The organism is Daeguia caeni (assembly GCF_042653845.1).
GTDB lineage: Bacteria > Pseudomonadota > Alphaproteobacteria > Rhizobiales > Rhizobiaceae > Brucella > Brucella caeni.
In genome coordinates, this window is sequence record NZ_JBHSEL010000031.1 from 101,659 (window position 1) to 126,736 (window position 25,078).

Genomic DNA, 25,078 nt, shown 5'->3' on the forward strand with positions numbered 1-25,078 from the left:
CGATGAATACGCACATTATCCAAAATTCCGGCCCGCTTGTCTATAATGGACACGACATTACGGTTAAAGCCGAAATGTTGAGCCTTACCGATATGTGGAAGGCGGCGGGAGCCGAAGACAGTCGCCGCCCTTCTGATTGGTTGGCGCTTGAAAGTACGAAGGCTTTTCGTGAATTAGTCGAAGCCAGTTTAGTTGCCGGGAAATCCGGCATCCAAGTGAAACGCGGCGGTCGCGGCGTTTATAGAAGCGGTTGCTTTGGCTCATAACCTGCCCCACAGTCAGGTTATCGTAACAAAGAAGGGCAAGGGCGGTGGAACTGTCGCCCACTGGCAGATCAGGGTCATTTGGCGCCAGGCTTCTGGATGGTTTCTGTGATCAATTCGAGGACGTGTTCAAGTTCGGCCATAATTTCGGAGCGAGAACCTCCCTCGGATTGTTCTGTCAGGTCTTTCAGGTAGCTAACCATGTCTTCAAGCGTCATGCGTTCCGGATAAAACGCGTTCAGCGTGTTGATAATTTCAGAATTTATGGAGCGACCGTGTTTTTCGGCAGCTTCTTTTATTCTGTCGCGCAGGTCCGGCGGCAACCGAAGTGCAATCTGGACCGTACCCTGTCCGGCGCGTGGCTGTACCATGTTGTGCTCCTGCAAATTCGATTTTTTGGTACTACTGTAATTTTATCGATTGACAGTCAATGCAATTGCCGTAGTATCAACTACGGCAATATGATTTGCCAGGCCAGAAAGGAAAATATGAAATGGCAATTGCCGGAAGAAACTCAGACCAGTTCTCTCTTCGCTTCCCTGACGGGATGCGGGAATTAATTCGACAGATGGCATCGAAAAATGGAAGGAGCATGAACGCGGAGATTATTTTCCAGCTTGAGCGCGCTTATGGCGCAAATGAAAAGAGCGAAGCCACGGCCTCGTAAACCAGCTTCGCTCTTAAACAATCCAGTGTCGAAAAGGATTATTGAAATGGAATATAGCAAATTTCCATCCGTAGTTAAAGGCCAAATTGGCGGCAGCTCGATCCAGACGGTTAACGCCAGAGAGCTTCATGCATTTCTTGAAGTGTCGACACGCTTCAATGACTGGATCACCGCACGTATCCGGGACTTCGGCTTTGCTGAAAATCAGGACTTTGTGACTTTTACTGAAAATCCAGTAAAAGGCCGTCCGTCCAAGGAATATGCGCTTTCCCTCGACATGGCGAAAGAGCTTTCGATGGTGGAGCGCAATGAGAAGGGCAAGCAGGCGCGTCAATATTTTATTGAATGCGAACGCCGCGCAAAACAGGCTGCTGTCGATCCTGTTGCTGTTCTCAATGACCCTGCGGCAATGCGTGGCCTTCTTCTGTCATACAGTGAAAAGGTTTTGGAACTGCAATCCCAGATCGAAGCCGATAAGCCGAAAACAGATTTTTATAATGCCTATGTTAATGCAGATGGCCTCTACACTCTGCAAAATGCTGGCAGAGCGTTAAACGCTCGTCCAAATCTGTTCATTCGGTTTCTGAAAGAAAAATATATGTTCTATCAGGGTACAGCTCTGGTTCCACGTGTTCAATACATCCAGATGGGGCTGTTCGAAGTAAAAAATGAGATCGTAGATGACAAAGCGCGTCCACGCTCGTACATGACCCCAAAAGGCTTAGAATATTTTTCTAAACGTTTGCCAGAACACATCAAAGCTGGGAGGGCTGCATGATGGAACCAACTGAATATCCAGTCGAGAAGGTCAACCGTCTTGCTCGTGAGCTTTCACAAGCCCTTGATGAATGGATGGAAGGTGAATTTATGGCTGTAATTCTACCAAAATCACGGTCAAATGGCCATTCTGTCCAGTTCGGCGGGATAGACGCTCAAAAACAGGCCATAGCTGTTATGGCCGCACAAGCAGCATAACGGAGCGCCCTACGGGGCGCTTTTCTTTTGCTCAGGTATTGCAATGTTGCGGGAATAGCATCATTATGTAGCTAGTCTTCAAAATGAAGACCGGAGAGAGAGAAGATGATTATCCGTAAAGCAGTGCCAGTCGTCAAGAATGACGGTGTCCAGTTTCCGCCTCGCCCTGTTCAAGGGGCTGTGGACTATGCCGCTTTGCGCAAAGAGATCATGAACAAGTTCCCGAAAATTAGGTCAGAACTTGCAAAATGAACCTTTATGGCTTCCGATTGAGGAAGTCATTAAAATTAATAGAGAAGAAGTATCTGAAAGCGGAGAGAACTTCGCGCTCTTGAGACGTGATCTCCTCGAGAGCGCCTTAGCGCGTCCTGTGAACCATTATCATTACTCAAGTGATAATGACATTCTAAGGCTCGCAGTTATTCTGATGCTGTCTATTGCGCAGAACCATCCGTTTGAGCAAGGCAACAAGCGTACTGGATGGACTGCTGGCATGATATTCATGGCGCTTAATGGATATGAATTTAACTGGGATCATGAAGCCGTAGCGGTGGAATTTATGAAGCTCATCCAAGGCCAGATCACCGTAGATCGGTTTGAAGAGCAGATATACTACTTCATTAAAGAAAGATAAATCAGCGCCCCACGGGGCGCTTTTCATTTTAAGGAGAGGTGTCTGGCTTAATCTTTCCGTCAGTCTTGATGTAATTCCCTTCCGACCAGTAACATCACCAAGCCGACAAGTGTTGATGTTGCCAGCAACGTCACGACAAACAAAGATGGACCTTCGTACGGGATCGTGCCACTAACCTCGGCCAACGTCTTTTTGTACATGTCCTCACCCGGCGAAAGCTTAGCGGGTGAAGAAATCCAAGCCGCAATTGGAGTTGGTAGTACGAATAATGCCGCCCCTAACCAGCCGAGCGGTGTAAGTCTGTATCTTTGAACGCTCATATATCCCTCTACACTTAACCCGCCTCTGTGCGGGCTTTTTGTTTAACAGGACAAATCGCACGATGGCAACTGATCTTGAAAAGCTAGTGGTGCAGCTATCCGCTGACTTAAAGAGCTTCGAGCGCAGCATGGCAAGGGCTAACGGCATTACGAACAGTCAGTTCAATGCCATTGAAAAGCGCGCGCGCCAGATGAATAAAAATCTGGATGCTATCTTTGCGCGGTCTTTCAGCGGGCTTGTCGCGCCATTGGGTGGCATCGGTGCGGCCTTAGGTACGCGGGAAATCCTTCGATATGCAGATGCGTGGACATCCGCCAAAAACAGCCTCGCAGTCGCGGGGGTTGTTGGCGCGCAACAGGCGAACGTTTTGGAACGTCTTTACCAATCTGCGCAGGCCAATGCTACTCCGATATCAGCACTGGCCGATCTGTACGGCAGAGCGGCTCAGGCGTCAGATAATCTTGGTGCAAGCCAAGCCGACATGCTCAAATTTTCCGATGGCGTTGCGGTTGCGCTGCGCGTGGCAGGCACTAGCGCATCACAGGCATCGGGCGCATTGACACAATTAGGCCAGTTGCTCGGCCAAGCTCGTGTACAGGCAGAAGAGTTTAATAGTATCAACGAAGGCGCTCGGCCAATTCTGATCGCTGTCGCCAATGGCCTTGATGAGGCGGGCGGCTCCGTATCGAAGCTGAAACAGCTTGTCACTGACGGAAAGGTGAGCGGTCAGCAGTTTTTCCAAGCATTTCTCAGGGGGCTTCCCACGATCCAGTCGATGGCAGCCAATGCAACACAGACCATCGAACAGGGTATTACGAAAGTCAATAACGCTTTCACGAAGTACATTGGTGAAACAGATGAAAGCCTTGGTGCGTCTCAGCGCCTCGTTCAGGGGTTAAATTCCCTAGCCGACAACTTCGATCATACGGCTGATATTGTCCTGAAGGTGGCTGGCATCATTGCCGGGGCACTGGTTGGGCGATCTATATTTGGGATGATCCGGTCTCTCGGTCTTGCCTCGTCAGCGGTCTGGTCGTTTGTTTCAGCCTTGCGAACGGCTTCTAGCATGTCGGGTCTTGTAACCGCATTTGGTGGTCTCGGCGCAGCTGCTGGGCCGATAGGCACAATCTTAGGCGGTACGGTTGTTAGTGCCTTGGCGCTATATTCGCTGAACGCTTCTGAGGCATCGCAGAAATCCAAAAAGTTTGAAGGTGAGCTGGAGGCTTTGGGCCTACTCGCGCCAAGAGTAGCAGAAGGCATAGATACGGCAGCAAAATCAATCAAAGATTTGACGGATGCAAAGAACGCCCAGAAACTGCGCTCGATTGCCGACGAACTTGACCGTATCCGTACCGGTGGGAATTTCGGCAACGCAGGTGACGAACTAAGCGCCATCCAGGCACGCGCTAGGTCCAGCGTTTTTGATTTGTTTTCGGATGATAGCGCGGACAGTAAAGCAAGAACCGAAATCGTTGAACTTGCACACCTCCTCCAAGGAATGCAGGTGACGACGGAGGAGGTTCGTAAGCGGATGGACGCTATTCGATCTACTCCCATTAGCGATGCCGTCAAAGACATGGCTGATGAGTTGGATCGCACTGCCCAAAAGATTGCCGCCTTGCAGGCACAATCCCTATCGCTCGGCGTAATGCCTGGTATGGATGAAGCAAAGCAGCAGCTTGACACTGTCATCAACGACCTTGATCGCCTTGAAAAGCGAGAGATCATAACTGCCGAGCAGCGCAAAAATCTGGAAGATGCGCTAAAGAAGCTTCGTGACACCGGTGAGGGGGCAGAAGAAGCGAGGGCCGCACTCGCTGCTATTGGCGGCGTAAGCTTCAGCACGGCCTTGGTCGGTCTTGACGGCCTTATCAACAAAGTTGCCGTTCTTTACTCTCAGGCGGCGCAAGCTAAGGCGTTGTTGTCGGGAATTTCTTGGTCCACTGTAATTGAAGGCCGTGCTGAGAGGTCATCGAAAGACCCATACATTCAGGCCCGTGAGGCAGGAAACGCCTATCTCAAAGAGGCGCAGCGACGGAATACGCTCACAAAAGAGCAGTTGGCGCTTGAAACAGAGATCGCCCGGATCAAAAAGGACGCCGAAAAAACTGGAGCTATTCTCACCGAGAAGCAACTCCGAGAACAGGCTCAGGCTAACCTTGCCGCGGACGCGCGCAGGAGTGCATCTAGTAAAGCATCGGGCCGACAGCACAAAACACCTGACCAGAAGCTTGATCGCGAGATTAGTGATGTCGTACATCGGACTGCCGCTTTGGTCGCGGAAACCGAGGCTATGCGCCAACTCAATCCGCTGGTGAATGATTACGGATACGCGGTTGAGAAAGCTCGAACAGAGCAGGACTTACTGACCGCGGCGCAACGGGCCGGTGTCGCTATCACGCCAGAACTGCGGGCGCAGATATCACAGACGGCTGAGCAGTGGGCAGTGGCGACTACAGAGGCTAATAAGCTGGCTGAAGCGCATGACAAAATCCGCCAAAGCGCAGAAGAATGGCGTGATGCTCAGAAAGACGCATTGCGCGGGATCGTTGATGATCTTATCGCCGGTAAATCAGCGGCGGAGGCCTTCGCTGGGGCTTTGGACAAAATCATCAATAAGCTCATGGATATGGCTTTTGATAACATCTTCAGCGGATTATTCCGTGGCGGCGGAGGCATATTGGGGCTGCTTGGCTTTAAGGATGGCGGTGTAATCCAGGCTGCGAGTGGTGGCTATATCAGTGGCCCTGGGACTTCCCGGTCTGACAGCATCCCGGCACGCCTTTCCAACGGCGAATACGTGGTCAATGCTGCTGCAACCAAGAAATTCCGGCCTCTACTTGATGCGATCAATAACAATAAGATCCAGAAAATGGCGGATGGTGGCGTGGCGACCTTGCGCGCTCCATCATTGCCTAATCTATCATATGCACGCCCGTTGCAATCTACTGGTCGCATAGCTGTCGATGTAGGCGTGTCAGTAGACAACAACGGCAATCTGCAATCATACGTCAAAAATATTGCTCAGCAGACAAGCCAGAATGCCATTCGCAGTTACGACAAGGCGGGAGCGGCCCGCTTCGCGCGTGATAGTAAGCAGGCACAACGACGGGGGCTTTTGTGATTGACCTGATTTCTACTGTGAGATTTTTGCCGTCATACCCTCAGCTGCTTATCCCGGTTAGCCAAACACGCTATGGTGGCCGTGCCATATCGACGGTCGAATATGCGGATCCGTACCGTGTCATTGATATGCAAACGGTCCCGATGACTGCCCGCGAAGCTGTACAGTTGCAGGCATTTATAGCGGCCGCCCGTGGTGGCATGGAGACGATTGTTTATCGTCCAACTCATATTTGTGTCCCACGTGCATATTGGGGAGACCCGAATAACGCAAAAATCACGGGAACGGGCGCACGTGGTGCGGTCGCCAATGGGTATACTGTACAGATCACAGGCGTATCGACTGGCCTGCAATTGCAGCCGGGTGATCTGATCTCTTTCAAGAGCGGTGACTATCGCCAGATGGCGCAGGTAGTCATTGGTGCGATCGCATCCAGCACGACTATCACGGTTACGGTTGATCAGCCCATTGCCTCATATATCGCGGCTGGAGCCACAGTGCTGTTTAAACAGCCGGAATTGAATACTAGATTGGTGGCAGGCAGTTTTGAAATGACTGTTGGGCCGCGCCCTACGGCAAAATTCCAGCTTATAGAGGTGCCTAAATGAGCTTCCCGGCGCGATTACAGACATTGCTTGCCGAGGGCCGCCTTGTGGTGCGCTCTCTCGGAGATTTCCTCTTTGGCACTGGGGCATGGTACATTTGGAATGGTGCGTCAGAATTGACGTGGAATGGTCATACATACATCCCAAATCAGCTGATCGCGATCGAGGAACCGCCGCAGCAATTGGGGTCTGCGGCACTGCCAATCACAATCACCATGCCGACGCGGGCGGACTTTGGCATCACACCTGACAAATTGGCGCAGATTGAGAGCGTGGATTACAAGGGGCGGACGGTCATCCTATATGACGCCTATTTTGATCCAGATACGCGCGAGCTGCTCCATGTCGAGCCTATGTATCGCGGCTATATCGACACGATTGAGCACGTCATTGACGGTGGGGAGATGGTACTGCGCGCCAATATAGAGACAGCCGCGCTTGATAATCACCGTGATGGCTATCGCACAGCCTCACATGAGGACCAGCAGCTGATCTCTGCCGGCGATAAATTCTTCGAATACGCGTCGACTGTCCGGCACGAAAATTTCTACATCACACCATATCAATAATAGGTCTTGTATGCGTCATCCAGATTGGGAAAAGCGCCTGGTGGCTGTCACCGAGGCGCATATCAACACGCCTCTGGTGTGGGGCCAATCCGACTGCCTCTTGACTGTCGCCGATGCAATTGAGGCGGTGACAGGCGAAGACCCGGCCAAAGATATCCGGGGCAAATACAAGAGCAAGGTCGGGGCTTATAGGCTGATTAAAAAGCAAGGCTTTAGCGACTTGGTAGGTGTCTTTACCGATCGCTACGAGACCGTCCCCGTCGCGCTTGCGGCGCGGGGGGATGCTGGGATTTTTGTCAATGAGGCGGGCGACCAGACAGCAGGATATTTCTGCGAATACGGTTTTGCGGTGAAAGGGGAGGAAGGTCTACGCCTGCTCCCCCGCATGATGGCGACGCACGCTTTTAGGATCGGCTAATGCAATACATTTTGGCGATTGTTTTCGCACTGCTGGCCACGCCAGCGGCGGCGGACCCCATTTCGATTGTCATTGGCGCAATCGGCGCAGCAGGCTCGTGGCTGCTCAGTGGCACGGTTTTGGCAAATATTGTCCTCGGTGGCCTGCTAGTCGCGGCGAAATATGCGCTCGGCACGCTATTCCAAAGTAAGCCAAAATCCCAGGCATCTGCCACTGAGACAAAATACGGCGAAAATCTTGTGCGCGAGGTCGGGCTTGGCACATTCGGGACGCGGGGCCACCATGTCTATCGCAATGCTTTTGACAAGGGCAATCACATTGTCCAAGACGTGTATAAGCTATCGGATTTCCGCTGCACCGAGCTATTACGAGTCCAGATGGATGGGGAGTGGAAGCTACTCTCGGCCACAGATGAGGGGGACGAGGGGCGCATCTATGGCCGTCGCGTACTGGGTGTGCACGAAGGCGGGCAGGTGTTCGTTCGATTTTACTCTGGCACCCTGTCGCAGACTGCTGACCCGGCACTGATTGCATACGCCAATCCGACGGGCCGCTGGACGTCTGCGCATCGAGGCGCTGGCATCTGCTATGTGGTCGTGACCACGATCACAGACGTGGACAATCTGACGTCTGTGCCGAGCCTGCTATTCGAGGTCAAGGGTGCTCCGCTTTATGACCCGCGCAAAGATAGCACGGTAGGTGGCTCCGGCGCTCATCGCTGGAATGACCAAAGCACATGGGAATATACCAGCAACCCTGCTGTTATGATGTATAATCTTGAGCGGGGCATCTATCACGGCACCGAGAAAATTGTTGGGCGTGGCGTGCCTGCCAGTCAATTGCCGCTGTCCGAATGGATGACCGCCATGAATATCTGCGATGAGGCGATGGCAGATGGCAGCAAGCGCTATACAGCTGCGCTGATCGCCTCATCCGGGGATGGCGTTACACACGACACGAATATGACCCCGCTGCGCGAGGCATGCGCGGCATCGTGGGTAGAGGGCGTGATCGGCGAGTATCCTATTGTGGGAGCTAATCAAGCCGTTGTCGCTACCATCACAGACGATGACATTGCGTGGGACAAGCCATTCCAGCTATCGCTGACGCGGCCGCGCTCCGAGCTGGTCAATACGGTCGCGGCCACCTACATCAGCCCGGACAAATTTTATGAGACGACATCGCTTGCGACGCGTGTGGATGATACAGCCCTAGCACAGGACCGCGAGCGGCTTGCTGCCAAAATCGATTACACCGCCGTGACTGACCCGAGGGTCGGTGACCGCCTGGCTGATATTGCCATCCGTGCCTCGCGCTATCAGGCGCATGGCTCATATACCATCCACCCGAAATATCTCGGGGTACAGGTGGGCCAATGGATTAGCTGGGTGTCTGCCCGCTATGGCTTCACCAAGAAATTGCAGATTCAGTCCAAGGCTTTGGGCGCACTTGGCAGCGACGGCACCCGCGATGTGAGGATCTCGTGGCAGGAGGTCGGCGACGGCATCTTTGACCCCACGGCATACACGACGACTCCACCAGTCATCACGCCAAATGCGGAGCCAGCCTATCTGGCCGCCGTCGAAAATTTCAACGCTGTGCCCAATATTGTGCTCGGGGCCACAGGAGACCAGCTGCCCGGCATCCGCCTGTATTGGGACGAGATTACGGACGGCACGGTCGTGGGCGTAGACATCCAGTACTGGCCGGTCAGCGACCCGACGCAGATATTTTCGGCCTATGTCACCCGAGATGTGACTGTCTATCAGATCGTCAATGGCCTGACGAGCCAGACAGAATGGCAGATCAGGACGCGTCTGCGTGCGGCCCCCGGCACCCGCCCCGTTGCGTGGACAGCGCCGGTCAATGTGCTGACACTCGGTATTGAGACCAATCTGCCGCCGATTGATTTTGCCAAGCTCGATGAGGACATCAATGGATATTTAGGCTGGGCCAGCGACGGCCTCCGATATGTATTAGAGGAGCTTGATCGCATCGGCAGTATAGTAGCGAATCAGGACGCAGCGAATTACTCTGATAAACAGCAAATTAGGAGGGAAATCACATCCACATCAGGCAGTCTTACAGCGAAATTCACTGAAGAAATCATTGCGGCGACTGGTCCGGGCTCGGCAATCGCGCAGCGAATTGAATCACTTGAGGTAGCGGTAGAGGATGACATCGCTACAGCAGTATCTAATCTCACGACGCAGATTAATACGGTAGATGGGCGCGTAGATGTTGTGTCGTCAAATGTGACAGCCCTACAGGCGACCGTAGCCGGGAAAGCTGACGCATCCGCAGTGTCCTTGCTCTCCGCCACCGTGTCAGAGCAAGGCGATATGATCACATCGCAGGGCAATGCGATCATAGACCTGCAGTCCCAGGTTAATGGTGTGTCAGCCAGCGCGACATTCCGCGCCCAGACTGTAGCAGCGCCGAGTGGATGGAATAGTCGTATCGCACTACAGGCGCGTGTGGGGACGTCAGACAGCTACAAAAATGCAGGCATTTATTTCGACGTGACGCCGACAAATAGCAGGATTGTCGTGTCCGCTGACCAATTTGTTGTCACAGATGGGGCTAATACCGTGCAGCCGCTGATTGCCACTGGCGGTGTCGTCTACCTCACCAATGTACGTCTAGGTACGCTCAAATTTGACCAGCTTGAGAGCAATAATGGCAAGCTCATCATGCGCGGGTATGGCAGCTATGCCGATATCAGGATTTGGACATGACACAGCTATTTATCGGGCATAAGCCGGGCGTTGGCCCAGTGCTTAAGGTGCTGCGCTATGATACAGACGATCCGCTCACTTTGCCAAATGCCGCTTATGACAGATACTACTTCAATTCAGAAAGCCAACACCTGTCATATGTATTCACCGCAGAGCCATTTTACTTCAGGGCTGCTGATATAGCTGCGCTACCGACAGATTTCGATTTATATGGCTACTGGATTTCTGGGCACTATGGTAATGCGTCAAGCTGGAAGCTGACAGACGTATTCTTCCGCGTCAGTAATAAGTTTTCCGAATTTGGCTACCCGCCAATCCCGGAAATCCGGGAGAAGGACCTAAATACTGGGCGCGTATCTGCAGGCCGCCGGCGTCTCACAATGATCTATGACACGCTGTCTAAAGAGGCGGGGTATGTAGAGCATTATCAATACAAGTACCAGATGATGCGCGTCGGTAGCTATGCGTCGTCATCGTGGCAAACTGTCCCCCTCACATATCAGGGGAAGCTGATATCTGCTTATTCGCGTATTGGCATCGGAGAATGGGTGGTCCCGATGGTCAGCCAATATGTGTATAATGATAATCGCAATCAAATGGTCACATACCCGCAGGTCTGGGACCTGCCAGCCGATAGCTCTCCAATGCGTACATATACCTATGCTGGTGGGCTGCTGGGGCTAGAAATAAATCAGTCCCGTGTCGCGCTCGCGAGGCCAGGATATGACGTAAATGCCTCCGGTCTGCACACAAAAATCATCGACAGTAATCGGGCCCCAGCGCTTTGTATCATGGCGGGAGAAGTGACTAATGTCGCCGCTGATAGCTCGGTCACATTATATCCGCCACCTGGCATTACGATTTCGGACACTGCGGTAACGGAATTTATGTATCGGCGCGTGGGGGGGCCGTGGTTTGTGCCCGGATTTATCGCGGCCGGATATGTGCGCAGCACCCGCTTCGACTTGAGCTATTCGGTGGCGTCCAATGCTGTCACCATCCACAATGAGGGGACAGACCCGGTTGATATACGCTATGTCGTTTTCAACACCGATCGATCTGGCACGTCCACTGGGGGCAATCGGGTGATGTTTAGGGGCAATGACGGCTCACGTGATTACGTGCAGATCAAAAAGCCCGGCACATCTGACCCGGCATCTAAGCCCAATGATATCCTGCTGGACACGCGCTTCCCGTCTTTCCAAATCATCTCGGAGGGGTACATACCGCTATCGAGCTTTAGCGATGCCCCATCAGGGGAGCATCAGCTGCGCGGGAAGAAGAAATATACGGTCTCATTCACGAATAATGGCTTTATTCCGTACCTGAAATTCATGATTGTCTTCCCGAATTGCGTGACCACACCATACGTCAATATGGCCTACAATTACACAGGCACACCGACATGGGGCCCCCCATCAAATGTGTCTGTACTGGCGCAAGTGGATAATAGCCAGGTCACATTCTGGGCTAGCCCCGGCAATTGGTCGAGATACGAAAATGACGAGGGTGACCTGAAATATAGATACGACCTACCAGACCCCATCGGCGTAAGATACTACGTGTTCGGCATCGCGCAATAGTCAAAAAATATTTAAAAATCAAATGATTACGCCGTCGGCCTCAGTGCTGGCGTCGGTCCGTCACGTCTATTGTAATGAGGTGCTGTAATGGCAATCCGTCCCGACTACACTACCGGCACAATCACTCTCACATCAGGGAATATAAATTTCACGACGAGTGGCGCGGCTTTGCAGACCGCCGATATACAGCCTGGCGACACGATCCACCTGGCGTCTGGATATACGCTCGTCATCGCGTCCGTCACCGGGCAAAATAGCGGCACGCTGGCATATCCGTGCCCCGCTGGGGCCGCCGGAACCAGCCTGCCACTGCGCATCCGGTATCAGCCTGATGGGAGCAGATATGCTGCCGCCGCACGTACACTCATTGACATGCTCGGTACGGGCAATATCGAGGCGCTTGCCGGATTGACGAGTGCTGCGAATAAGCTGCCCTATTTTACCGGCGCGGGCACGGCAGCGCTCACAGATCTGACGGCATTTGCTCGCACATTATTGGCTGGCACATCAGCATCGGCGGCATATGCGACACTCGGCGAAATCCCAGATGAGCAGCTGCCACAAAGACTTAAAGAAACATCAGCCGGGAATTTAATATCAGATGATTGTAACAATGCGGTAAAATTTGGCTCATACACAGTAAGCTCGACTGCCGCGAATAATCCTAGCGGGCAATGGTCTACAATGCTTGTGCTGCCTCAAACAGTCGCGGATGGAGTACAGGTATTATTTACGAGGCAGAGCGCTAATTTCAAAGCGTATTACCGCGTGTTTACCGGCGGCTCATTTAAAACTTGGTGCCCGATCCTTCTAGGCACGGGGACAGCCAACCAGCTTTTCCTAGGGGATGCTTCTTTCGCGTCAATAAGTGATTTTGGTAAAAGTCTCATCGACGACGCCGATGCATCAGCCGCCTTATCGACGCTGGGTGTGTCCTCTTTTGCGAAAAGTCTGCTTGATGACGCCGATGCATCAGCCGCCTTATCGACGCTGGGTGTGTCCACTTTCGCGAAGACAATTCTTGACGACACGTCCGGCGCGGCAATGTGGGCGACGATGGGAGGTGAGTTTAGTGGTAATCATCTAAGCGGTTATCTCAAAAGACCTGATGGAACAATTAGAGTATGGGGGCAAGCATCAGGAGATGTAACAACCCCTTTCCCCGTAGCCATGCCAACGGCTGTGACAAGTCATGGTGCCACTCTGTTCGCCGCTAACCCACTCCCCGAATACTTATATTCCGTGTCGGCATCGGTGGTGGCCAATACCGGGATTACATGGCGCACTAGGGTTGCCATAAACGGCGGCAGTGTCGTTGTCGGAAGTGACGACCCCTTTAAATGGTGGGCGGAAGGGTATTGACATGATCGAAAAAGTATACCGAGCAACATTCACAACAGACGGTATTCCGACAGGGTTTTACCCATCGGATGTTTGGCCTACCGGGTATCCTGAAAATGCAGTAGAGATCACGGAAGATCAATATACTGAGCTACTCGAATATCAGGGGATGCGTCGATATATTGACGGCGAAGTGGTGGCATACGCCCCACCGCCCCCGCCCATCACTCCTGATGATGTAGATGCCGAAAGGGACCGCCGCATTGCTGGCGGTTTTATTTTTGGCGGGGTCTTTTACCAGACCCGACCGGAAGACCTGGAGAACATCGCAGGCGCTTCAACTGCGGCGCTTGCGGCGATCATGAACGGTGCGGCGCCGGGAGACTATCGCTGGCATGGTAGCGATACGGATTTCGTCTGGATTGCAGCGGATAACAGCACGCACGCAATGGACGCGCAAACGCTATTCGCCTTCGGTCAAGCGGCTATGGCGCACAAGCAAGCGCATATCTTTGCGGCGCGGGCGCTAAAGGATCAAGACCCAATTCCTGCGGATTATACCGACGACAAATATTGGCCCATAGCCGAAGAGCCAGAAGCTGAATAACCCGCCCGCTAGGCGGTTTTTTTATGAGGAATGACATGAATTTGGACCTTGGCGATACCCGCCTCTTGATTGAGGTGGGCGCGAAGCATGGCCTATTGCGTAATGAAATGGCTTATGTTCTGGCAACGGCCTACCATGAGACGGCTCACACCATGAAGCCAGTGCGTGAGTATGGTGGTGAGGCCTATCTCAAGAAGAAGAAATACTACCCCTATGTCGGCATGGGCTACGTGCAGCTTACATGGCGCGAGAACTATGAGAAAGCCAGCCGTAAGCTAGGCGTTGATTTCGTTTCCAATCCCAAATTGCTTCTTGAGCCTAAATATTCCGCAGAAATCATCGTCGTCGGGATGCGCGACGGGTGGTTCACGGGCAAGAAGCTTTCCGATTACATCACCTTGCAGAAGTCGGACTTCAAGAACGCCCGCCGGATCGTCAATGGCACGGACAAGGCCGATTTGATTGCCAAGTATGCCCGCCAGTATGACGCATCTCTGCTGGCAGAGGGATATGGCGTAGATCAGATGGTCTCGGCACCCGAAGCTGAAATCGTGCCGCCTCCTGAGCCAGAGAAGCCATTGTCGAAATCTGCACGCTTCTGGACGTGGCTTGGCAGCGGTGGCGGCGCGGCAGTCATCCCGCTCGTGGACTGGAAGGTACAGATGCTGATCGTCGGCGCGATCATTGTAGTGGCTGGGTATGCAATCCTGACTATGCCACAGGCGCGCGCCAAGCTTGAAAAGCTGGTGTCCGCACTATGATTAATCTGCTCCTTACAAATTGGCGCGCATTGGCGCTGTTGGGCGCGTGTCTGGCCGGTATAGGCCTGTACCTACTCGGCAAGCACGATGCGCGCCAGCAAGCCGCGATGGAAGCAGCGCAGGCCACAATCCAAGCCATCAAAAAGAGGGCTGCAATCGATGCGAAAATCACTGATATGGACGGGTATGCTCTTTGCCTTGAGCTTGGCGGGGTGCAGTCAGACTGCGAGCAATTGCGCGGGCTGGGCGAAAATCAGCCTTAAATCAGAGACTGCCGTCTATCTGGCGTCAAATGACATAGCCGCGGGGCGTGGCATCGCGGCGCATAATACTTTTGGCCAAAAATCAGGGTGCTGGCGATGAATGATCCTCTGCAGGAATATGGTCTAAAAATGTCTGTCATTATCGCGGGCTTTGCTGGGGGTGCATTGCGCGCGCTGTCCAGACAAAAAGCGACATTACGGGAGACCATTGCATCACCTATCTGTGGCGCATTAGCAGCCGGGTATCTTACCGGCCCTTTGGTCCATTATCTCAGGGCGGTCAATTTCCCCCTGCCTCCAAGCGGGGGGTCAGATGTAGGCATGCACGCAGCCGCATTCCTGGTCGGCGTCTGCGGTATGTGGATCAGCGATGCTTTATTTGAAGCCGCGAGCCGCTACCTGAAAAAATAGGCAATGATCACGTATGGGCGCTGGCTGCGCGGCATGGCATCCCTGGCTTTTCGGCCGGGGTTGATTCGGCAATCTAGCGAGGCATCATGCGGGGGCAAAACTGTAAACTGGCTGTAAACTAACTGGGGGATATCTGGATAAAAACAAGCTAAACGCTTGATATTACTGGTGCCCCCAGAGAGACTCGAACTCCCGACCCCCTGATTACAAATCAGGTGCTCTACCAACTGAGCTATAAGGGCACGCGCACCGCATAGCATAAATCATGGTACTGTAAAACGAAAAAATCAACGCAAGTCTGGCGTGGTAACCAGCTTTTGCTTGTGCTAACCAGTAAGGCGTTGTTCTCCAAGCGCCAAGCCGGTATTTTTGCCATCCGTTCCGGTGTCGCCACATTGTTAAGAGACTGAAAGCATGGCCCAAAAATCGCTCGCGCTTCATTTTCTTTCGTCTGGCTCGAAGGAATCATTGGCAGCGCAGAAAGAGTTGGTGAAGCTCTATGGAAATGTGGCCGCTGAAGATGCCGACTATATTGTTGCTCTTGGTGGCGACGGCACAATGTTGCAGGCTCTGCGTGATTTCATGAACAGGGGCATTCCGATTTACGGCATGAACCGTGGCTCGGTCGGTTTTCTGATGAATGAGTATGCAGTGGAAAATCTGCCGGAGCGCATTCTGGCAGCACATAAGGAAACCATCCGGCCCTTGCAGATGATTGCAGAGACCGAGATGGCCCCGCCCGTATCAGCGCTGGCAATCAATGAAGTCTCGCTGTTTCGCCAGTCCTATCAGGCGGCCAAGATCCGCATCAGCATTGATGGCAAGGTCAGACTGGAGGAGCTCGTCTGTGACGGTGTGATGGTGGCCACACCTGCCGGCTCGACGGCCTATAATCTGTCTGCGCAGGGACCGATTCTGCCGCTTGAAGCGCCATTATTGGCGCTCACTCCGGTCAGCCCCTTTCGTCCGCGCCGATGGGGTGGGGCGCTTTTGCCCAAGCATGTCACGGTGCGGATGGATCTTCTGGAGACAGAGAAGCGTCCGGTAAATGCTGTTGCTGATAATAATGAAGTTAAATCGGTTAAGGCCGTAACAGTTCGTGAAGCGCCTGATAGTCAGGTCGCGATCTTGTTCGATAGAAATCATTCATGGGATGAGAGAATTCTTACGGAACAATTTAGACATTAGTTGCCCGATTTGTGGTTTAATATGGCAACATGATCATTCGCCCGGTAAACCGGCATGATTTTGAGCCATTTCGATTGTCGAGGCGGTATTTTAGTTGACTTTTCGGTCATACGGACGTAGGCGGAGCGGAAGGAAACGCTGAATGCGTTGTAAACATCTTTTCTGCCTCCGGTTTGTGCGTAAGCCGCCGCCATGACAGGGAAGGTGATATGATCCCCGAACAGAGAGCTACGCCTCCATTGACGACATTTGCCGAACTCGGCCTATCCCCCAAAGTGATTGCCGCCGTCGAGGCGGCTGGATACACTGCGCCCACACCAATCCAGGCTGGAGCCATTCCGCCAGCACTTGAACGCAAGGATGTTCTAGGCATTGCCCAGACAGGTACGGGCAAGACCGCATCATTCGTGCTGCCAATGCTGACACTGCTGGAAAAGGGCAGGGCACGCGCGCGCATGCCGCGTACGCTCATTCTGGAGCCAACGCGCGAACTTGCCGCGCAGGTTGAAGAAAATTTTGCCAAATATGGCATCAACCACCGTCTGAATGTTGCCTTGCTGATTGGCGGGGTGTCGTTTGAGGAACAGGAACGCAAGCTGGAACGCGGCGCGGATGTGCTGATTGCCACGCCGGGCCGTCTGTTGGATCATTTTGAACGCGGCAAGCTGCTTTTAAACGGCGTTGAAATTCTGGTCATCGATGAAGCCGACCGTATGCTCGACATGGGCTTCATCCCGGACATTGAGCGCATCTGCAAGCTCATTCCGTTCACACGCCAGACCCTGTTCTTCTCGGCAACCATGCCGCCGGAAATCACCAAGCTGACCGAGCAGTTCCTGCATTCGCCGGTGCGTGTCGAGGTTGCCAAGGCCTCCTCAACCGCGCGCACGGTTACGCAGCGTCTGGTGAAATCGGGTCGCAAGGACTGGGAAAAGCGTGCAGTATTGCGTGAGCTGATCCGGGCGGAAGGCGATACGCTGAAAAATGCGATCATCTTCTGCAATCGCAAGAAGGATGTGTCGGATCTGTTCCGCTCGCTGACGCGCCATGAGTTCAGCGCCGGTGCTCTGCATGGCGATATGGATCAGCGCGCGCGCATGACCATGCTGTCCAATTTCAAGGACGGCAAACTGCAGCTTCTGGTCGCGTCTGACGTTGCGGCGCGTGGTCTGGATATTCCGGATGTAAGCCACGTTTTCAATTTCGACGTGCCGATTCATGCGGAAGACTATGTCCATCGCATTGGGCGCACCGGCCGTGCCGGTCGTTCCGGCAAGGCGTTCACGATTGTCACTACGGCAGACACGAAATATGTCGCCGCCATTGAAAACATGATCGGTGAAAGCATCGAATGGCTGGATGGTGACCTGTCGACATTACCGGCCGAATCTGAAACCGAGGAGCAGCCGCGCAAGGGCAAGACTGCCCGTGGCGCCAAGGGTAAGGACAGCAAGGCGAAGTCCAGGGACAAGCCGCGTGAAAAGACAGAGCAGGTTGCCGTGGAAGCGCTTGATCCGGCTGAACAGCCACAACCATTCATCGAACCGTTTGACCGCCGTGAGGCCATCCGTGCCGCCAATGACGAACGCCGCGGCAAGACGCAGCATGAGCATGCACGCCGCCGGCGTGACCGGGATGATGATGAGCCGGCACCGATCGGTTTTGGTGACGACATTCCGGCCTTCATGCTGATTCCGACGGGCGTCACCCTGGGCTGATTCTGGCGGTTATTGATGAGCCGTTGAAAATATTGGCTGCTAGAGCAATTCAGTTTTTTCATGGAAACGCTGGTTGCTCTAACATATTGTCTTTTCTTGCGTTTCCGGACAGGAGGCGGTTCCCACTTCCCTGGAACTGCAACTTTTCTTTTTTGCAGTTCCGAACGGAAAACCGGCTCCCACTTTTCCTGGAACTGCTCCTGAAAAGCCGTTCTGCCCGCTCGTCAGAGCGGCTTCATTGTTTCTTCTTTTTTGCGGAAGAGCGTTTTTCAGAGCGGAGGGCTGCTTCAAATGCAAGCCGCGCCCATTCGGCCATCACCTCCGGATCGTCGAAGGCCTCGCTTGGTGCGTTCCAATAAGGCATGGTGACGCGCTTGTTATCCTGACCATCCTTTGAAGCATGGCCCTGATAGCTCCATTGGGTACAATCTGCTTCGATGAATCGGGGTGCGGACAGTTCGTCCGCCTTGAACATCAGCCCGTCTTTGATAACGAGAGCAAAAATCAGACCCTGGTGATAGATGCCCTTGCCGCCAAACATGCGTTTGATCCTGATCGGGCCAAAGGCCTGAAACAGATCGTGCAGCGTATCATCATCCATGGGGTAGGCACCGGGCAGGAAGTGATGCGATCAGGCCGCTCCCTGTATCTGGCGCAACTTGTCTTCAGAAACAGGCTTCAATTCGACCGATTCGCCGCAGCCGCAGGCAGAGGTCTGGTTCGGATTGTTGAAGACAAATCCGGTACGCAGTGTTGTTACCTCGAAATCCATCTGCGTGCCGAGCAGGAACAGTGTGGCTTCAGGGGCGACAAAAACTTTCGCACCATCCTTTTCAATGACATCATCGCCGGGCTTTGCCTCTGTTACGAGGTCGATCGTATATTCCATGCCGGCACAGCCGCCTTTCTTCACGCCAACACGGATGCCAAGGGCGTCTTCGCGCGCCTCGACGATCTCCCGCACACGCGCAGCGGCGGCATCGGTAAGTGTCATGACTGCAAAACGACCCATGGTTTATCTTCCCAACTCTATTGGCATACGGACTGAGAATCATTCAATCTGACGGCTGCGCAACATGATCCGCGCTTGCCATGATTTCATTATAGTTAGTGTTGTAACATCATTACTGCAAGGCGCCAAATCGGGAACCCTACCCATTGGCCGGTCATTTGAAGGCGAAGAGGAGTAGCGCATGTCCGTGACACGGATGGAATCGCTGAAAGTGTCAGCAATTGCAAGCCTCATAGCTGCGGGCGTTCTGACGGCATTTCCTGCCGCAGCACAGGAAACGGCCAAACCGCAACCAGCCACTGAACAGGCGGCAGAACCTGTCGTGCAGGACAAGGCGGTTCCGGCCAGCCAGGAAACAGGCAGCCTGCCAGACTATCGCGATGACCGCTCGACACCGCAGGCGCTGATTGAATCCTATTACAATGCGATCAACCGGCAGGAATATGCCCGCGCCTATGGCTATTATTCGGAAGAAGGGCGCGAGCCTGACTTCAAGGTGTTCCGCAAGGGCTATGAGAATACAAAGAGTGTTCGGATTGCCCTGCGCAAGAGCGAGCCTGACCCGGGCGCAGGCCAGATCTACTGGAGCCAGCCGGTTGCCATTGAAGCCGAAAACACGGATGGCAAGCGGGAAGTCTTTGCCGGCTGCTATACGATCCGGCTCACCAATCCGCAGATGCAGGAAGACCCGCCTTACCGGCCAATGGAAATCATGACCGGTTCATTGACCAAATCGCCGCTGGAACTGGAAAAAAGTGTACCGGAAACATGTGAGGCTCCCTGACAGGGAGCCTCAAGGCGAATGAAACGGGCTACGCAAAACCTGAAAACCCGTAGAACTGAGCCAGCAAGACACCACGGTGGCTGCGCTATATGACTGGCCGCAAACTGTCATTCTGTTTGAGTTTCACAGACACATGACCTGCCTTGTCCGGTCTTCTGGGTGGCAGGATCGTGATTTGTCTGGAAGCGATCTCGAAGCTGTTATCGGTTGATTGCGGTTAATGGCCAGTAAACACGGAGAAATTTATAGGCCTGAGAATCAAGAAAAATCCGTGATGGAAGTTGTTTACCTTTTTCGGCTGCTATAGGCGGGAAGTGCTGGCAGTGGTGCATGCAGCCGTGTCCGGGAGCCGGGATGCTGCCATTGCCGGGGCGGATCACAAGAAGGAAACAGAGCGTTCATGAATGCAGCCCGCAATCCGCATGGTCTTGAGACCATTACGCGTCAGTTGCTACCGATGGCACCGCAACGTGTGGTGCTTGTCTCGCCAGAGGGAGACAGTGCGTCGATCATGGCGGTGCAGCTTACCCGCGCGCTGGCCGATCGCGGCAAGAGATGTGTGCTGATCGACATGACCGGGCTTGGCACGATCAGCCTTGCCATGCTCGATGGCAACCGTCTTGCCGGCATTACCGATTTGCTGACGTCGGAACGCCGTTTCAACGAGGTCATTCACAGCGACCGCTTTTCAACGGCGCATGTAATTCCGCTTGGCCTTGCCGATCCCGAACGCGCCATGCGTTCGGCCGAAAGGCTGCCATTCATTTTCGATGCACTGGCGACGGTCTATGATTTTGTCATTGTCGAAACCGGGCCGTCGCATGCCGCCGATCTCGAACAGGTGGTCAATCGGGATACGGTGCTGATCATGAGTGTCATTGATCCGGATTCACCTAAAGTGACGGCTGCTGCGGAGGAGTTTGATCAGGGAAAATATGATGACATCATCATCCTGATGGATGCGTCTGCGTGATGGTCAGCGTCTTTTCGGGCGCGGCGGCTGCGCCATCCACCATATGATGAACATGGCGGGCAGAACCCACAGGACGCCGGTAACCAGAAAATAGAGCAAATGCACCCATGTGCTCGACTGGCTCAGATGTACAATGGCAATGGTTGTCGCCAACAGCGCATAGATAATGACGAGCGCAACCAGCAAGACAGTACCGATAAGTTTTTTCAGCCTGACGGGCATATGCATGGACTCCCTGTTATCTTCTTCACTATCGAATGCTGTGGCACGGCGAAAGCGAAAAAGACGCGGCGGCATGTCGCGTGAGGTATTGCGGCCATGCCTTGTAAGCTGCCCCCCGATGCGGCATGTATCTCCTACGGATCCCGGAGCATTTTGATATGGCGGCAATGACAATGAACAGCAGGACACAGCAGATGGGAATGGCGCAGGATGATCGCGACCGGCGGCTGGTGCGCTACTGGCTCTATGCCGTTTTTGTCGTTCTGGTTGCCATTGTCATGGTGGGTGGCGCCACGCGCATGACCGGTTCCGGTCTGTCAATTACCGAATGGAAGCCGATCCACGGTGTCATCCCGCCGCTGAACAGCAGCGAATGGCAGGAGGAGTTCGAGAAATACCAGCTGATCCCGCAATATCAGCAGATCAACAAGGGCATGTCGCTTGAAGAATTCAAGACCATCTTCTGGTGGGAATGGGCGCATCGCCTGCTTGCCCGTTTTGTCGGTATTCTGGTGGCCATTCCGCTCATCTTTTTCTGGGCGACGGGACGGCTCAAAGACGGGCTCAAGCTCAGCATGCTTGGCCTTCTGGCGCTGGGCGGCTTGCAGGGGGCGATCGGCTGGTGGATGGTGGCCTCTGGCCTCAGTGAACTGACCTCTGTCAGCCAGTATCGTCTGGCCGTGCATCTGACCATGGCCTGTATCATAATCACTGCCGTGCTTTATATTGCGCGCGGGCTGGTGACCTATAGTGAACGCGCAGCCGACCGTTCCATCCAGCGCTTTGCGGGCTGGCTGGTCTTTGCCGTTCTGGTGCAGATCTATCTGGGCGGTCTGGTGGCAGGGCTTCATGCCGGCCTGACCTTCAATACATGGCCATTGATGGATGGTGCGATCATTCCATCCGATCTGTTCGTCCAGACGCCGTGGTGGCGCAATCTGTTCGAAAACCCGAAGACCGTGCAGTTCATCCACCGCATGTTTGCCTATATGGTGCTGCTGCTTGCCATTGCACATGCGCTGCAGGTCTGGAAGCTGAAACCCAGCACGACCCATGCCCGCCGTACCATTGTGCTGATTGGCCTTGTGCTGATCCAGGTAGCAATCGGCATTGTCACGCTGCTCTTGAGCGTGCCGCTTGCCCTTGGCCTCGCGCACCAGTTCGTTGCCATCATGGTGCTTGCCTTTGCGGTTGCACATTGGCGCGCCACCAAGGGCAACAGGAAAGCTATCATACATGAAAATGGCGGCCCTTGAGCCGCCATCCTTGAGGCACCATTTGTGCCGGGTGAGGGCTTATTTGCCCAGCATCAGGTTCATGTTTTGCACGGCGGCACCGGACGCGCCCTTGCCGAGATTGTCGAGAAGCGCGACCAGATTGACCTGTCCATCACCTTCCGAACCGAATACAAACAGCTTCATCGTATCCTTGCCTGCCAGTTCTTCCGCATCAACGCGCGGCAGCTTGGCGCTGGCTTCCAGCGGCACGACCTCGACAATATCCTGACCGGCATAATGCGCGCTCAGTGCAGCATGTACCTGTTCGAGCGATGGCTTGCCAGTGAGATCACCAAGGAACAATGGGACCTGAACGATCATGCCCTGCGGGAAACGGCCAACGCTTGGGCTGAAGATCGGGCGGCGCTCAAGGCGGCCATGCATCTGCAATTCCGGCACATGCTTGTGGCGCAGCGGCAGGCCGTAAAGGAAATGATTGGCCGCCAGATAGTCCGGATTGCTTTTGTCTTCCATCTGGGCGATGAGCTGCTTGCCGCCGCCAGTATAACCGGAAACGGCGTTCACGCTGACCGGATAATCGGTCGGCAACAGCCCTGCATCACGCAGGGGACGGATCAGCGCGATCGCGCCAGTTGGATAGCAGCCGGGATTGGAGACAAGACGCGCCTCGGCAATGCGCTCACGCTGTCCCTTGGCAAGCTCGGCAAAACCATAGACCCAGTCTGGCGCGGTACGGTGCGCGGTGGAGGTGTCGATCACCCGCGTATCATGATGGCCAGCCAGCAGTGCGACTGCTTCCTTCGAAGCATCATCCGGCAGGCAGAGAATCGCAATATCGGCAGCGCGTAAGTAATCGGCGCGCAGATCCTTGTTGCGGCGCTCGGCTTCCGGAATGGAAATCACTTCAATATCATCGCGCGTCGCCAGACGGCTGCGGATCTGCAGGCCTGTCGTGCCGTGCTCGCCATCGATGAAGATTTTCGGTTTCATGCGTTTTGCCTTTTGATTCAAGGAGAAGCAGCTCTTTTCCTGATGATTCTCGAGCTGCCGGATAGGTTGCTCAGTTACCGTGTCGGCTTTATCGTCGGTTCTTGCGTTCGGCCAGAAGCCCCAGATAGTACATTGCAATGGTCGCACCAGCGATCGCCGTAATATCGGCGTGGTCATAGGCAGGGGCGACTTCCACCACATCGGCTCCGACGAAATCCAGCTCTGTCAGCTTGCGCAGCACCGACAGCATCTTGGCCGAGGATGGACCACCTGCAACCGGCGTGCCGGTACCGGGCGCAAAGGCCGGATCAAGACAGTCAATGTCGAAGGTGAGATAGGTCTTTCTGCCAGCAGTGCGTTTCAGGATTGCGTCTGCAATCGCTGCTGCGGACATATCCTCCACTTCATGGCCATAGATGATCTTGATGCCACAATCTTCCGGAGCATTGGTGCGGATACCGATCTGGATCGAATGGTTCGGGTCGATAATGCCATCGCGTACTGCGCGCGCCACAAAGGAGCCGTGGTCAATGCGCTTGCCGTCATCAAACCATGTATCCTGATGGGCATCAAACTGTACCAGTGCCAGCGGGCCATATTTGGCGGCATGGGCTTTCAGAATGGGCCATGTCACAAAATGGTCGCCGCCAAGCGACAAAAGGAAGGCACCGGATTTCAGGATTTTTGCGGCTTCCCGCTCGATTGTGGCAGGCGTCTTGTAATGATTGCCATAGTCGAGCAGGCAATCACCATAATCGATGACGGCGAGATTTTCGAACAGGTCACGCGCAAAGGGATATTGCGGATCATTGTCAAAAATGGCTGAAGCGCGGCGGATGGCCTGTGGGCCAAAACGCGCACCGGGACGGTTGGAGACGGCAGCATCGAATGGAATGCCCCAGATGACAGCCTCCGCACCTTTTAGTGATTTGCTGTAAAGGCGGCGCATGAAGGACAATATGCCCGCATATGTCGGATCTGTGGCAGCGCTCGTCAGGCTGCGGGCGGTAATCGCATGATCGATGGTCTTGTTTGCCATGAAATATCTCCAGCCAGTCCTGCGCCTATAGCTGAATTACGGTCAATAAAAAAGCGGGCCTGAAGGCCCGCTTTCCAAAAAGCTCTGAAGCGACTGATTGCGCTTGGAGAATTGACCCCAAGTGCGTTAGCGCTTGGAGAACTGGCCCCAAGTGCGTTAGCGCTTGGAGAACTGGAACGAACGGCGGGCCTTGGCCTTACCGTACTTCTTGCGTTCAACAACGCGGCTGTCGCGGGTCAGGAAGCCACCCTTCTTGAGAACCGGACGCAGGCCTGGTTCGTAATAGGTGAGGGCCTTGGAGATGCCGTGACGAACAGCGCCGGCCTGACCGGACAGACCACCACCAGCGACGGTAGCAACGATGTCGAACTGGCCAACGCGGTTGGCGGCGACGATCGGCTGCTGCAGGATCATCTGAAGGACCGGACGAGCGAAATACTTGTCGAATTCCTTGTCGTTGATGATGATCTTGCCAGAGCCTGGCTTGACCCATACGCGGGCAACAGCGTCCTTGCGCTTGCCGGTGGCATATGCGCGACCCTGTGCGTCCAGCTTCTGAACATGGACCGGAGCTTCGACTTCGGTCTTGGCGACGGTGCCGAGTTCTTCGAGCGAGTTGAGCTGCTCAGCCATG

General features: G+C 54.1%; 29 protein-coding genes and 1 tRNA gene. 21 read left to right on the top strand and 9 right to left on the bottom strand.

The window, feature by feature from the left end; translation table 11 throughout:
• The first annotated feature begins 2 nt into the window (after window positions 1-2).
• Window positions 3-266 carry a KilA-N domain-containing protein gene (locus ACFO1V_RS03125; protein ID WP_374833014.1) on the top strand — a complete coding sequence of 88 codons (264 nt, stop codon included), beginning with the start codon at window positions 3-5 and terminating at the stop codon, window positions 264-266.
• Window positions 267-340: 74 nt separating this feature from the next.
• Here ACFO1V_RS03125 and ACFO1V_RS03130 read toward each other — a convergent pair whose 3' ends face one another.
• Window positions 341-634 (bottom strand): Arc family DNA-binding protein, encoded by a 294-nt coding sequence (locus tag ACFO1V_RS03130; protein WP_374833012.1) that lies wholly within the window; start codon window positions 632-634, stop codon window positions 341-343.
• Window positions 635-756: 122 nt separating this feature from the next.
• On the opposite strand from ACFO1V_RS03130, the gene ACFO1V_RS03135 reads away from it, so the two are divergent.
• The 4 genes from ACFO1V_RS03135 (at window position 757) to ACFO1V_RS03150 (ending at window position 2,539) form a co-directional block, all read left to right on the top strand.
• Entirely contained in the window at window positions 757-930 is a 174-nt protein-coding gene (locus ACFO1V_RS03135) for an Arc family DNA-binding protein (protein ID WP_374833010.1), read from the top strand.
• A gap of 46 nt (window positions 931-976) precedes the next feature.
• Window positions 977-1,708, top strand: a complete 732-nt coding sequence (locus ACFO1V_RS03140) for an antA/AntB antirepressor family protein (protein WP_374833008.1) — start codon at window positions 977-979, stop codon at window positions 1,706-1,708.
• On the top strand, window positions 1,705-1,905 hold the full coding sequence (locus ACFO1V_RS03145) for a hypothetical protein (RefSeq protein WP_374833006.1): 201 nt from the start codon (window positions 1,705-1,707) through the stop codon (window positions 1,903-1,905). The genes ACFO1V_RS03140 and ACFO1V_RS03145 overlap by 4 nt, the downstream gene beginning before the upstream one ends.
• A 241-nt stretch (window positions 1,906-2,146) precedes the next feature.
• Window positions 2,147-2,539: a type II toxin-antitoxin system death-on-curing family toxin gene (locus ACFO1V_RS03150; RefSeq protein WP_374833004.1), complete on the top strand. Its 393-nt coding sequence runs from the start codon at window positions 2,147-2,149 to the stop codon at window positions 2,537-2,539.
• Between the two features lie 59 nt (window positions 2,540-2,598).
• On the opposite strand, the gene ACFO1V_RS03155 is transcribed toward ACFO1V_RS03150, so the two are convergent.
• On the bottom strand, window positions 2,599-2,859 hold the full coding sequence (locus ACFO1V_RS03155; protein WP_374833002.1) for a hypothetical protein: 261 nt from the start codon (window positions 2,857-2,859) through the stop codon (window positions 2,599-2,601).
• A 62-nt stretch (window positions 2,860-2,921) separates the two neighbouring features.
• Here ACFO1V_RS03155 and ACFO1V_RS03160 point away from each other — a divergent pair, with 62 nt between their 5' ends.
• The 11 genes from ACFO1V_RS03160 to ACFO1V_RS03210 all read left to right on the top strand — a co-directional run bounded on the left by ACFO1V_RS03160 (window position 2,922) and on the right by ACFO1V_RS03210 (window position 15,280).
• The gene (locus tag ACFO1V_RS03160) at window positions 2,922-5,984 is read left to right on the top strand and encodes a tape measure protein (protein ID WP_374833000.1); all 3,063 of its coding nucleotides are present in this window, start codon (window positions 2,922-2,924) and stop codon (window positions 5,982-5,984) included.
• Window positions 5,981-6,592, top strand: coding sequence for a hypothetical protein (locus ACFO1V_RS03165; protein ID WP_374832998.1), 612 nt, complete (start codon window positions 5,981-5,983; stop codon window positions 6,590-6,592). Before ACFO1V_RS03160 ends, ACFO1V_RS03165 begins: the two co-directional genes overlap by 4 nt.
• Window positions 6,589-7,158: a hypothetical protein gene (locus ACFO1V_RS03170; protein WP_374832996.1), complete on the top strand. Its 570-nt coding sequence runs from the start codon at window positions 6,589-6,591 to the stop codon at window positions 7,156-7,158. Before ACFO1V_RS03165 ends, ACFO1V_RS03170 begins: the two co-directional genes overlap by 4 nt.
• A 10-nt stretch (window positions 7,159-7,168) precedes the next feature.
• A complete protein-coding gene (locus ACFO1V_RS03175; RefSeq protein ID WP_374832995.1) occupies window positions 7,169-7,576 on the top strand; it encodes a DUF6950 family protein in 408 nt (135 codons plus the stop codon).
• Entirely contained in the window at window positions 7,576-10,314 is a 2,739-nt protein-coding gene (locus ACFO1V_RS03180) for a phage tail protein (RefSeq protein ID WP_374832993.1), read from the top strand. The genes ACFO1V_RS03175 and ACFO1V_RS03180 overlap by 1 nt, the downstream gene beginning before the upstream one ends.
• Window positions 10,311-11,897, top strand: coding sequence for a hypothetical protein (locus ACFO1V_RS03185; RefSeq protein WP_374832991.1), 1,587 nt, complete (start codon window positions 10,311-10,313; stop codon window positions 11,895-11,897). Before ACFO1V_RS03180 ends, ACFO1V_RS03185 begins: the two co-directional genes overlap by 4 nt.
• Before the next feature lie 87 nt (window positions 11,898-11,984).
• Window positions 11,985-13,259, top strand: a complete 1,275-nt coding sequence (locus ACFO1V_RS03190; RefSeq protein WP_374832989.1) for a gp53-like domain-containing protein — start codon at window positions 11,985-11,987, stop codon at window positions 13,257-13,259.
• A gap of 1 nt (window position 13,260) precedes the next feature.
• Window positions 13,261-13,845 (top strand): DUF4376 domain-containing protein, encoded by a 585-nt coding sequence (locus ACFO1V_RS03195; protein WP_374832987.1) that lies wholly within the window; start codon window positions 13,261-13,263, stop codon window positions 13,843-13,845.
• Between the two features lie 35 nt (window positions 13,846-13,880).
• Entirely contained in the window at window positions 13,881-14,606 is a 726-nt protein-coding gene (locus ACFO1V_RS03200) for a hypothetical protein (RefSeq protein ID WP_374832985.1), read from the top strand.
• Window positions 14,603-14,869 carry a hypothetical protein gene (locus ACFO1V_RS03205; RefSeq protein ID WP_374832983.1) on the top strand — a complete coding sequence of 89 codons (267 nt, stop codon included), beginning with the start codon at window positions 14,603-14,605 and terminating at the stop codon, window positions 14,867-14,869. The genes ACFO1V_RS03200 and ACFO1V_RS03205 overlap by 4 nt, the downstream gene beginning before the upstream one ends.
• Before the next feature lie 96 nt (window positions 14,870-14,965).
• Window positions 14,966-15,280, top strand: a complete 315-nt coding sequence (locus tag ACFO1V_RS03210; protein ID WP_374832981.1) for a hypothetical protein — start codon at window positions 14,966-14,968, stop codon at window positions 15,278-15,280.
• Between the two features lie 166 nt (window positions 15,281-15,446).
• On the opposite strand, the gene ACFO1V_RS03215 is transcribed toward ACFO1V_RS03210, so the two are convergent.
• Window positions 15,447-15,522, bottom strand: a tRNA-Thr gene (locus tag ACFO1V_RS03215).
• A 172-nt stretch (window positions 15,523-15,694) separates the two neighbouring features.
• Between ACFO1V_RS03215 and ACFO1V_RS03220 the strand changes: the two genes are divergently transcribed.
• Both ACFO1V_RS03220 and ACFO1V_RS03225 read left to right on the top strand, forming a co-directional pair.
• Window positions 15,695-16,468 (top strand): NAD kinase, encoded by a 774-nt coding sequence (locus ACFO1V_RS03220; RefSeq protein ID WP_374832979.1) that lies wholly within the window; start codon window positions 15,695-15,697, stop codon window positions 16,466-16,468.
• Between the two features lie 239 nt (window positions 16,469-16,707).
• A complete protein-coding gene (locus tag ACFO1V_RS03225) occupies window positions 16,708-18,186 on the top strand; it encodes a DEAD/DEAH box helicase (RefSeq protein ID WP_374833094.1) in 1,479 nt (492 codons plus the stop codon).
• A gap of 235 nt (window positions 18,187-18,421) precedes the next feature.
• Here ACFO1V_RS03225 and ACFO1V_RS03230 read toward each other — a convergent pair whose 3' ends face one another.
• Entirely contained in the window at window positions 18,422-18,787 is a 366-nt protein-coding gene (locus ACFO1V_RS03230; protein ID WP_374832977.1) for a TfoX/Sxy family protein, read from the bottom strand.
• Window positions 18,788-18,817: 30 nt separating this feature from the next.
• Window positions 18,818-19,198, bottom strand: coding sequence for a Fe-S cluster assembly scaffold SufA (gene sufA, locus ACFO1V_RS03235; protein ID WP_374832975.1), 381 nt, complete (start codon window positions 19,196-19,198; stop codon window positions 18,818-18,820).
• A 181-nt stretch (window positions 19,199-19,379) separates the two neighbouring features.
• On the opposite strand from sufA, the gene ACFO1V_RS03240 reads away from it, so the two are divergent.
• Together ACFO1V_RS03240 and ACFO1V_RS03245 are read left to right on the top strand one after the other, a co-directional pair.
• Window positions 19,380-19,982 carry a hypothetical protein gene (locus tag ACFO1V_RS03240; RefSeq protein WP_374832973.1) on the top strand — a complete coding sequence of 201 codons (603 nt, stop codon included), beginning with the start codon at window positions 19,380-19,382 and terminating at the stop codon, window positions 19,980-19,982.
• Between the two features lie 400 nt (window positions 19,983-20,382).
• Window positions 20,383-20,955 carry an AAA family ATPase gene (locus tag ACFO1V_RS03245; protein ID WP_374832971.1) on the top strand — a complete coding sequence of 191 codons (573 nt, stop codon included), beginning with the start codon at window positions 20,383-20,385 and terminating at the stop codon, window positions 20,953-20,955.
• Between the two features lie 3 nt (window positions 20,956-20,958).
• On the opposite strand, the gene ACFO1V_RS03250 is transcribed toward ACFO1V_RS03245, so the two are convergent.
• A complete protein-coding gene (locus tag ACFO1V_RS03250; RefSeq protein WP_374833092.1) occupies window positions 20,959-21,177 on the bottom strand; it encodes a DUF2842 domain-containing protein in 219 nt (72 codons plus the stop codon).
• A 158-nt stretch (window positions 21,178-21,335) separates the two neighbouring features.
• Between ACFO1V_RS03250 and ACFO1V_RS03255 the strand changes: the two genes are divergently transcribed.
• Window positions 21,336-22,433, top strand: a complete 1,098-nt coding sequence (locus ACFO1V_RS03255; protein ID WP_374832969.1) for a COX15/CtaA family protein — start codon at window positions 21,336-21,338, stop codon at window positions 22,431-22,433.
• Window positions 22,434-22,472: 39 nt separating this feature from the next.
• On the opposite strand, the gene argC is transcribed toward ACFO1V_RS03255, so the two are convergent.
• From argC to rpsI, 3 genes are all read right to left on the bottom strand, one after another.
• Window positions 22,473-23,405 (bottom strand): N-acetyl-gamma-glutamyl-phosphate reductase, encoded by a 933-nt coding sequence (argC, locus tag ACFO1V_RS03260; RefSeq protein ID WP_374832967.1) that lies wholly within the window; start codon window positions 23,403-23,405, stop codon window positions 22,473-22,475.
• Between the two features lie 88 nt (window positions 23,406-23,493).
• Entirely contained in the window at window positions 23,494-24,444 is a 951-nt protein-coding gene (speB, locus tag ACFO1V_RS03265) for an agmatinase (protein WP_374832965.1), read from the bottom strand.
• A gap of 156 nt (window positions 24,445-24,600) precedes the next feature.
• Window positions 24,601-25,077: a 30S ribosomal protein S9 gene (rpsI, locus tag ACFO1V_RS03270; RefSeq protein WP_374832963.1), complete on the bottom strand. Its 477-nt coding sequence runs from the start codon at window positions 25,075-25,077 to the stop codon at window positions 24,601-24,603.
• Window position 25,078: the final 1 nt, after the last annotated feature.

Bases quoted from the DNA above. Each gene is read 5' to 3' on its own strand.
- ACFO1V_RS03140 (WP_374833008.1), top strand. From the start codon at position 977: ATGGAATATAGCAAATTTCCATCCGTAGTTAAAGGCCAAATTGGCGGC.
- ACFO1V_RS03180 (WP_374832993.1), top strand. From the start codon at position 7,576: ATGCAATACATTTTGGCGATTGTTTTCGCACTGCTGGCCACGCCAGCG.
- ACFO1V_RS03245 (WP_374832971.1), top strand. From the start codon at position 20,383: ATGAATGCAGCCCGCAATCCGCATGGTCTTGAGACCATTACGCGTCAG.
- ACFO1V_RS03210 (WP_374832981.1), top strand. From the start codon at position 14,966: ATGAATGATCCTCTGCAGGAATATGGTCTAAAAATGTCTGTCATTATC.
- ACFO1V_RS03190 (WP_374832989.1), top strand. From the start codon at position 11,985: ATGGCAATCCGTCCCGACTACACTACCGGCACAATCACTCTCACATCA.
- ACFO1V_RS03175 (WP_374832995.1), top strand. From the start codon at position 7,169: ATGCGTCATCCAGATTGGGAAAAGCGCCTGGTGGCTGTCACCGAGGCG.
- ACFO1V_RS03205 (WP_374832983.1), top strand. From the start codon at position 14,603: ATGATTAATCTGCTCCTTACAAATTGGCGCGCATTGGCGCTGTTGGGC.
- ACFO1V_RS03250 (WP_374833092.1), bottom strand. From the start codon at position 21,177: ATGCCCGTCAGGCTGAAAAAACTTATCGGTACTGTCTTGCTGGTTGCG.
- ACFO1V_RS03155 (WP_374833002.1), bottom strand. From the start codon at position 2,859: ATGAGCGTTCAAAGATACAGACTTACACCGCTCGGCTGGTTAGGGGCG.
- ACFO1V_RS03220 (WP_374832979.1), top strand. From the start codon at position 15,695: ATGGCCCAAAAATCGCTCGCGCTTCATTTTCTTTCGTCTGGCTCGAAG.
- ACFO1V_RS03240 (WP_374832973.1), top strand. From the start codon at position 19,380: ATGTCCGTGACACGGATGGAATCGCTGAAAGTGTCAGCAATTGCAAGC.
- rpsI (WP_374832963.1), bottom strand. From the start codon at position 25,077: ATGGCTGAGCAGCTCAACTCGCTCGAAGAACTCGGCACCGTCGCCAAG.
- ACFO1V_RS03130 (WP_374833012.1), bottom strand. From the start codon at position 634: ATGGTACAGCCACGCGCCGGACAGGGTACGGTCCAGATTGCACTTCGG.
- ACFO1V_RS03195 (WP_374832987.1), top strand. From the start codon at position 13,261: ATGATCGAAAAAGTATACCGAGCAACATTCACAACAGACGGTATTCCG.
- ACFO1V_RS03135 (WP_374833010.1), top strand. From the start codon at position 757: ATGGCAATTGCCGGAAGAAACTCAGACCAGTTCTCTCTTCGCTTCCCT.
- ACFO1V_RS03145 (WP_374833006.1), top strand. From the start codon at position 1,705: ATGATGGAACCAACTGAATATCCAGTCGAGAAGGTCAACCGTCTTGCT.
- ACFO1V_RS03170 (WP_374832996.1), top strand. From the start codon at position 6,589: ATGAGCTTCCCGGCGCGATTACAGACATTGCTTGCCGAGGGCCGCCTT.
- argC (WP_374832967.1), bottom strand. From the start codon at position 23,405: ATGAAACCGAAAATCTTCATCGATGGCGAGCACGGCACGACAGGCCTG.
- ACFO1V_RS03125 (WP_374833014.1), top strand. From the start codon at position 3: ATGAATACGCACATTATCCAAAATTCCGGCCCGCTTGTCTATAATGGA.
- speB (WP_374832965.1), bottom strand. From the start codon at position 24,444: ATGGCAAACAAGACCATCGATCATGCGATTACCGCCCGCAGCCTGACG.
- ACFO1V_RS03185 (WP_374832991.1), top strand. From the start codon at position 10,311: ATGACACAGCTATTTATCGGGCATAAGCCGGGCGTTGGCCCAGTGCTT.
- ACFO1V_RS03230 (WP_374832977.1), bottom strand. From the start codon at position 18,787: ATGGATGATGATACGCTGCACGATCTGTTTCAGGCCTTTGGCCCGATC.
- ACFO1V_RS03160 (WP_374833000.1), top strand. From the start codon at position 2,922: ATGGCAACTGATCTTGAAAAGCTAGTGGTGCAGCTATCCGCTGACTTA.
- sufA (WP_374832975.1), bottom strand. From the start codon at position 19,198: ATGGGTCGTTTTGCAGTCATGACACTTACCGATGCCGCCGCTGCGCGT.
- ACFO1V_RS03200 (WP_374832985.1), top strand. From the start codon at position 13,881: ATGAATTTGGACCTTGGCGATACCCGCCTCTTGATTGAGGTGGGCGCG.
- ACFO1V_RS03255 (WP_374832969.1), top strand. From the start codon at position 21,336: ATGGCGGCAATGACAATGAACAGCAGGACACAGCAGATGGGAATGGCG.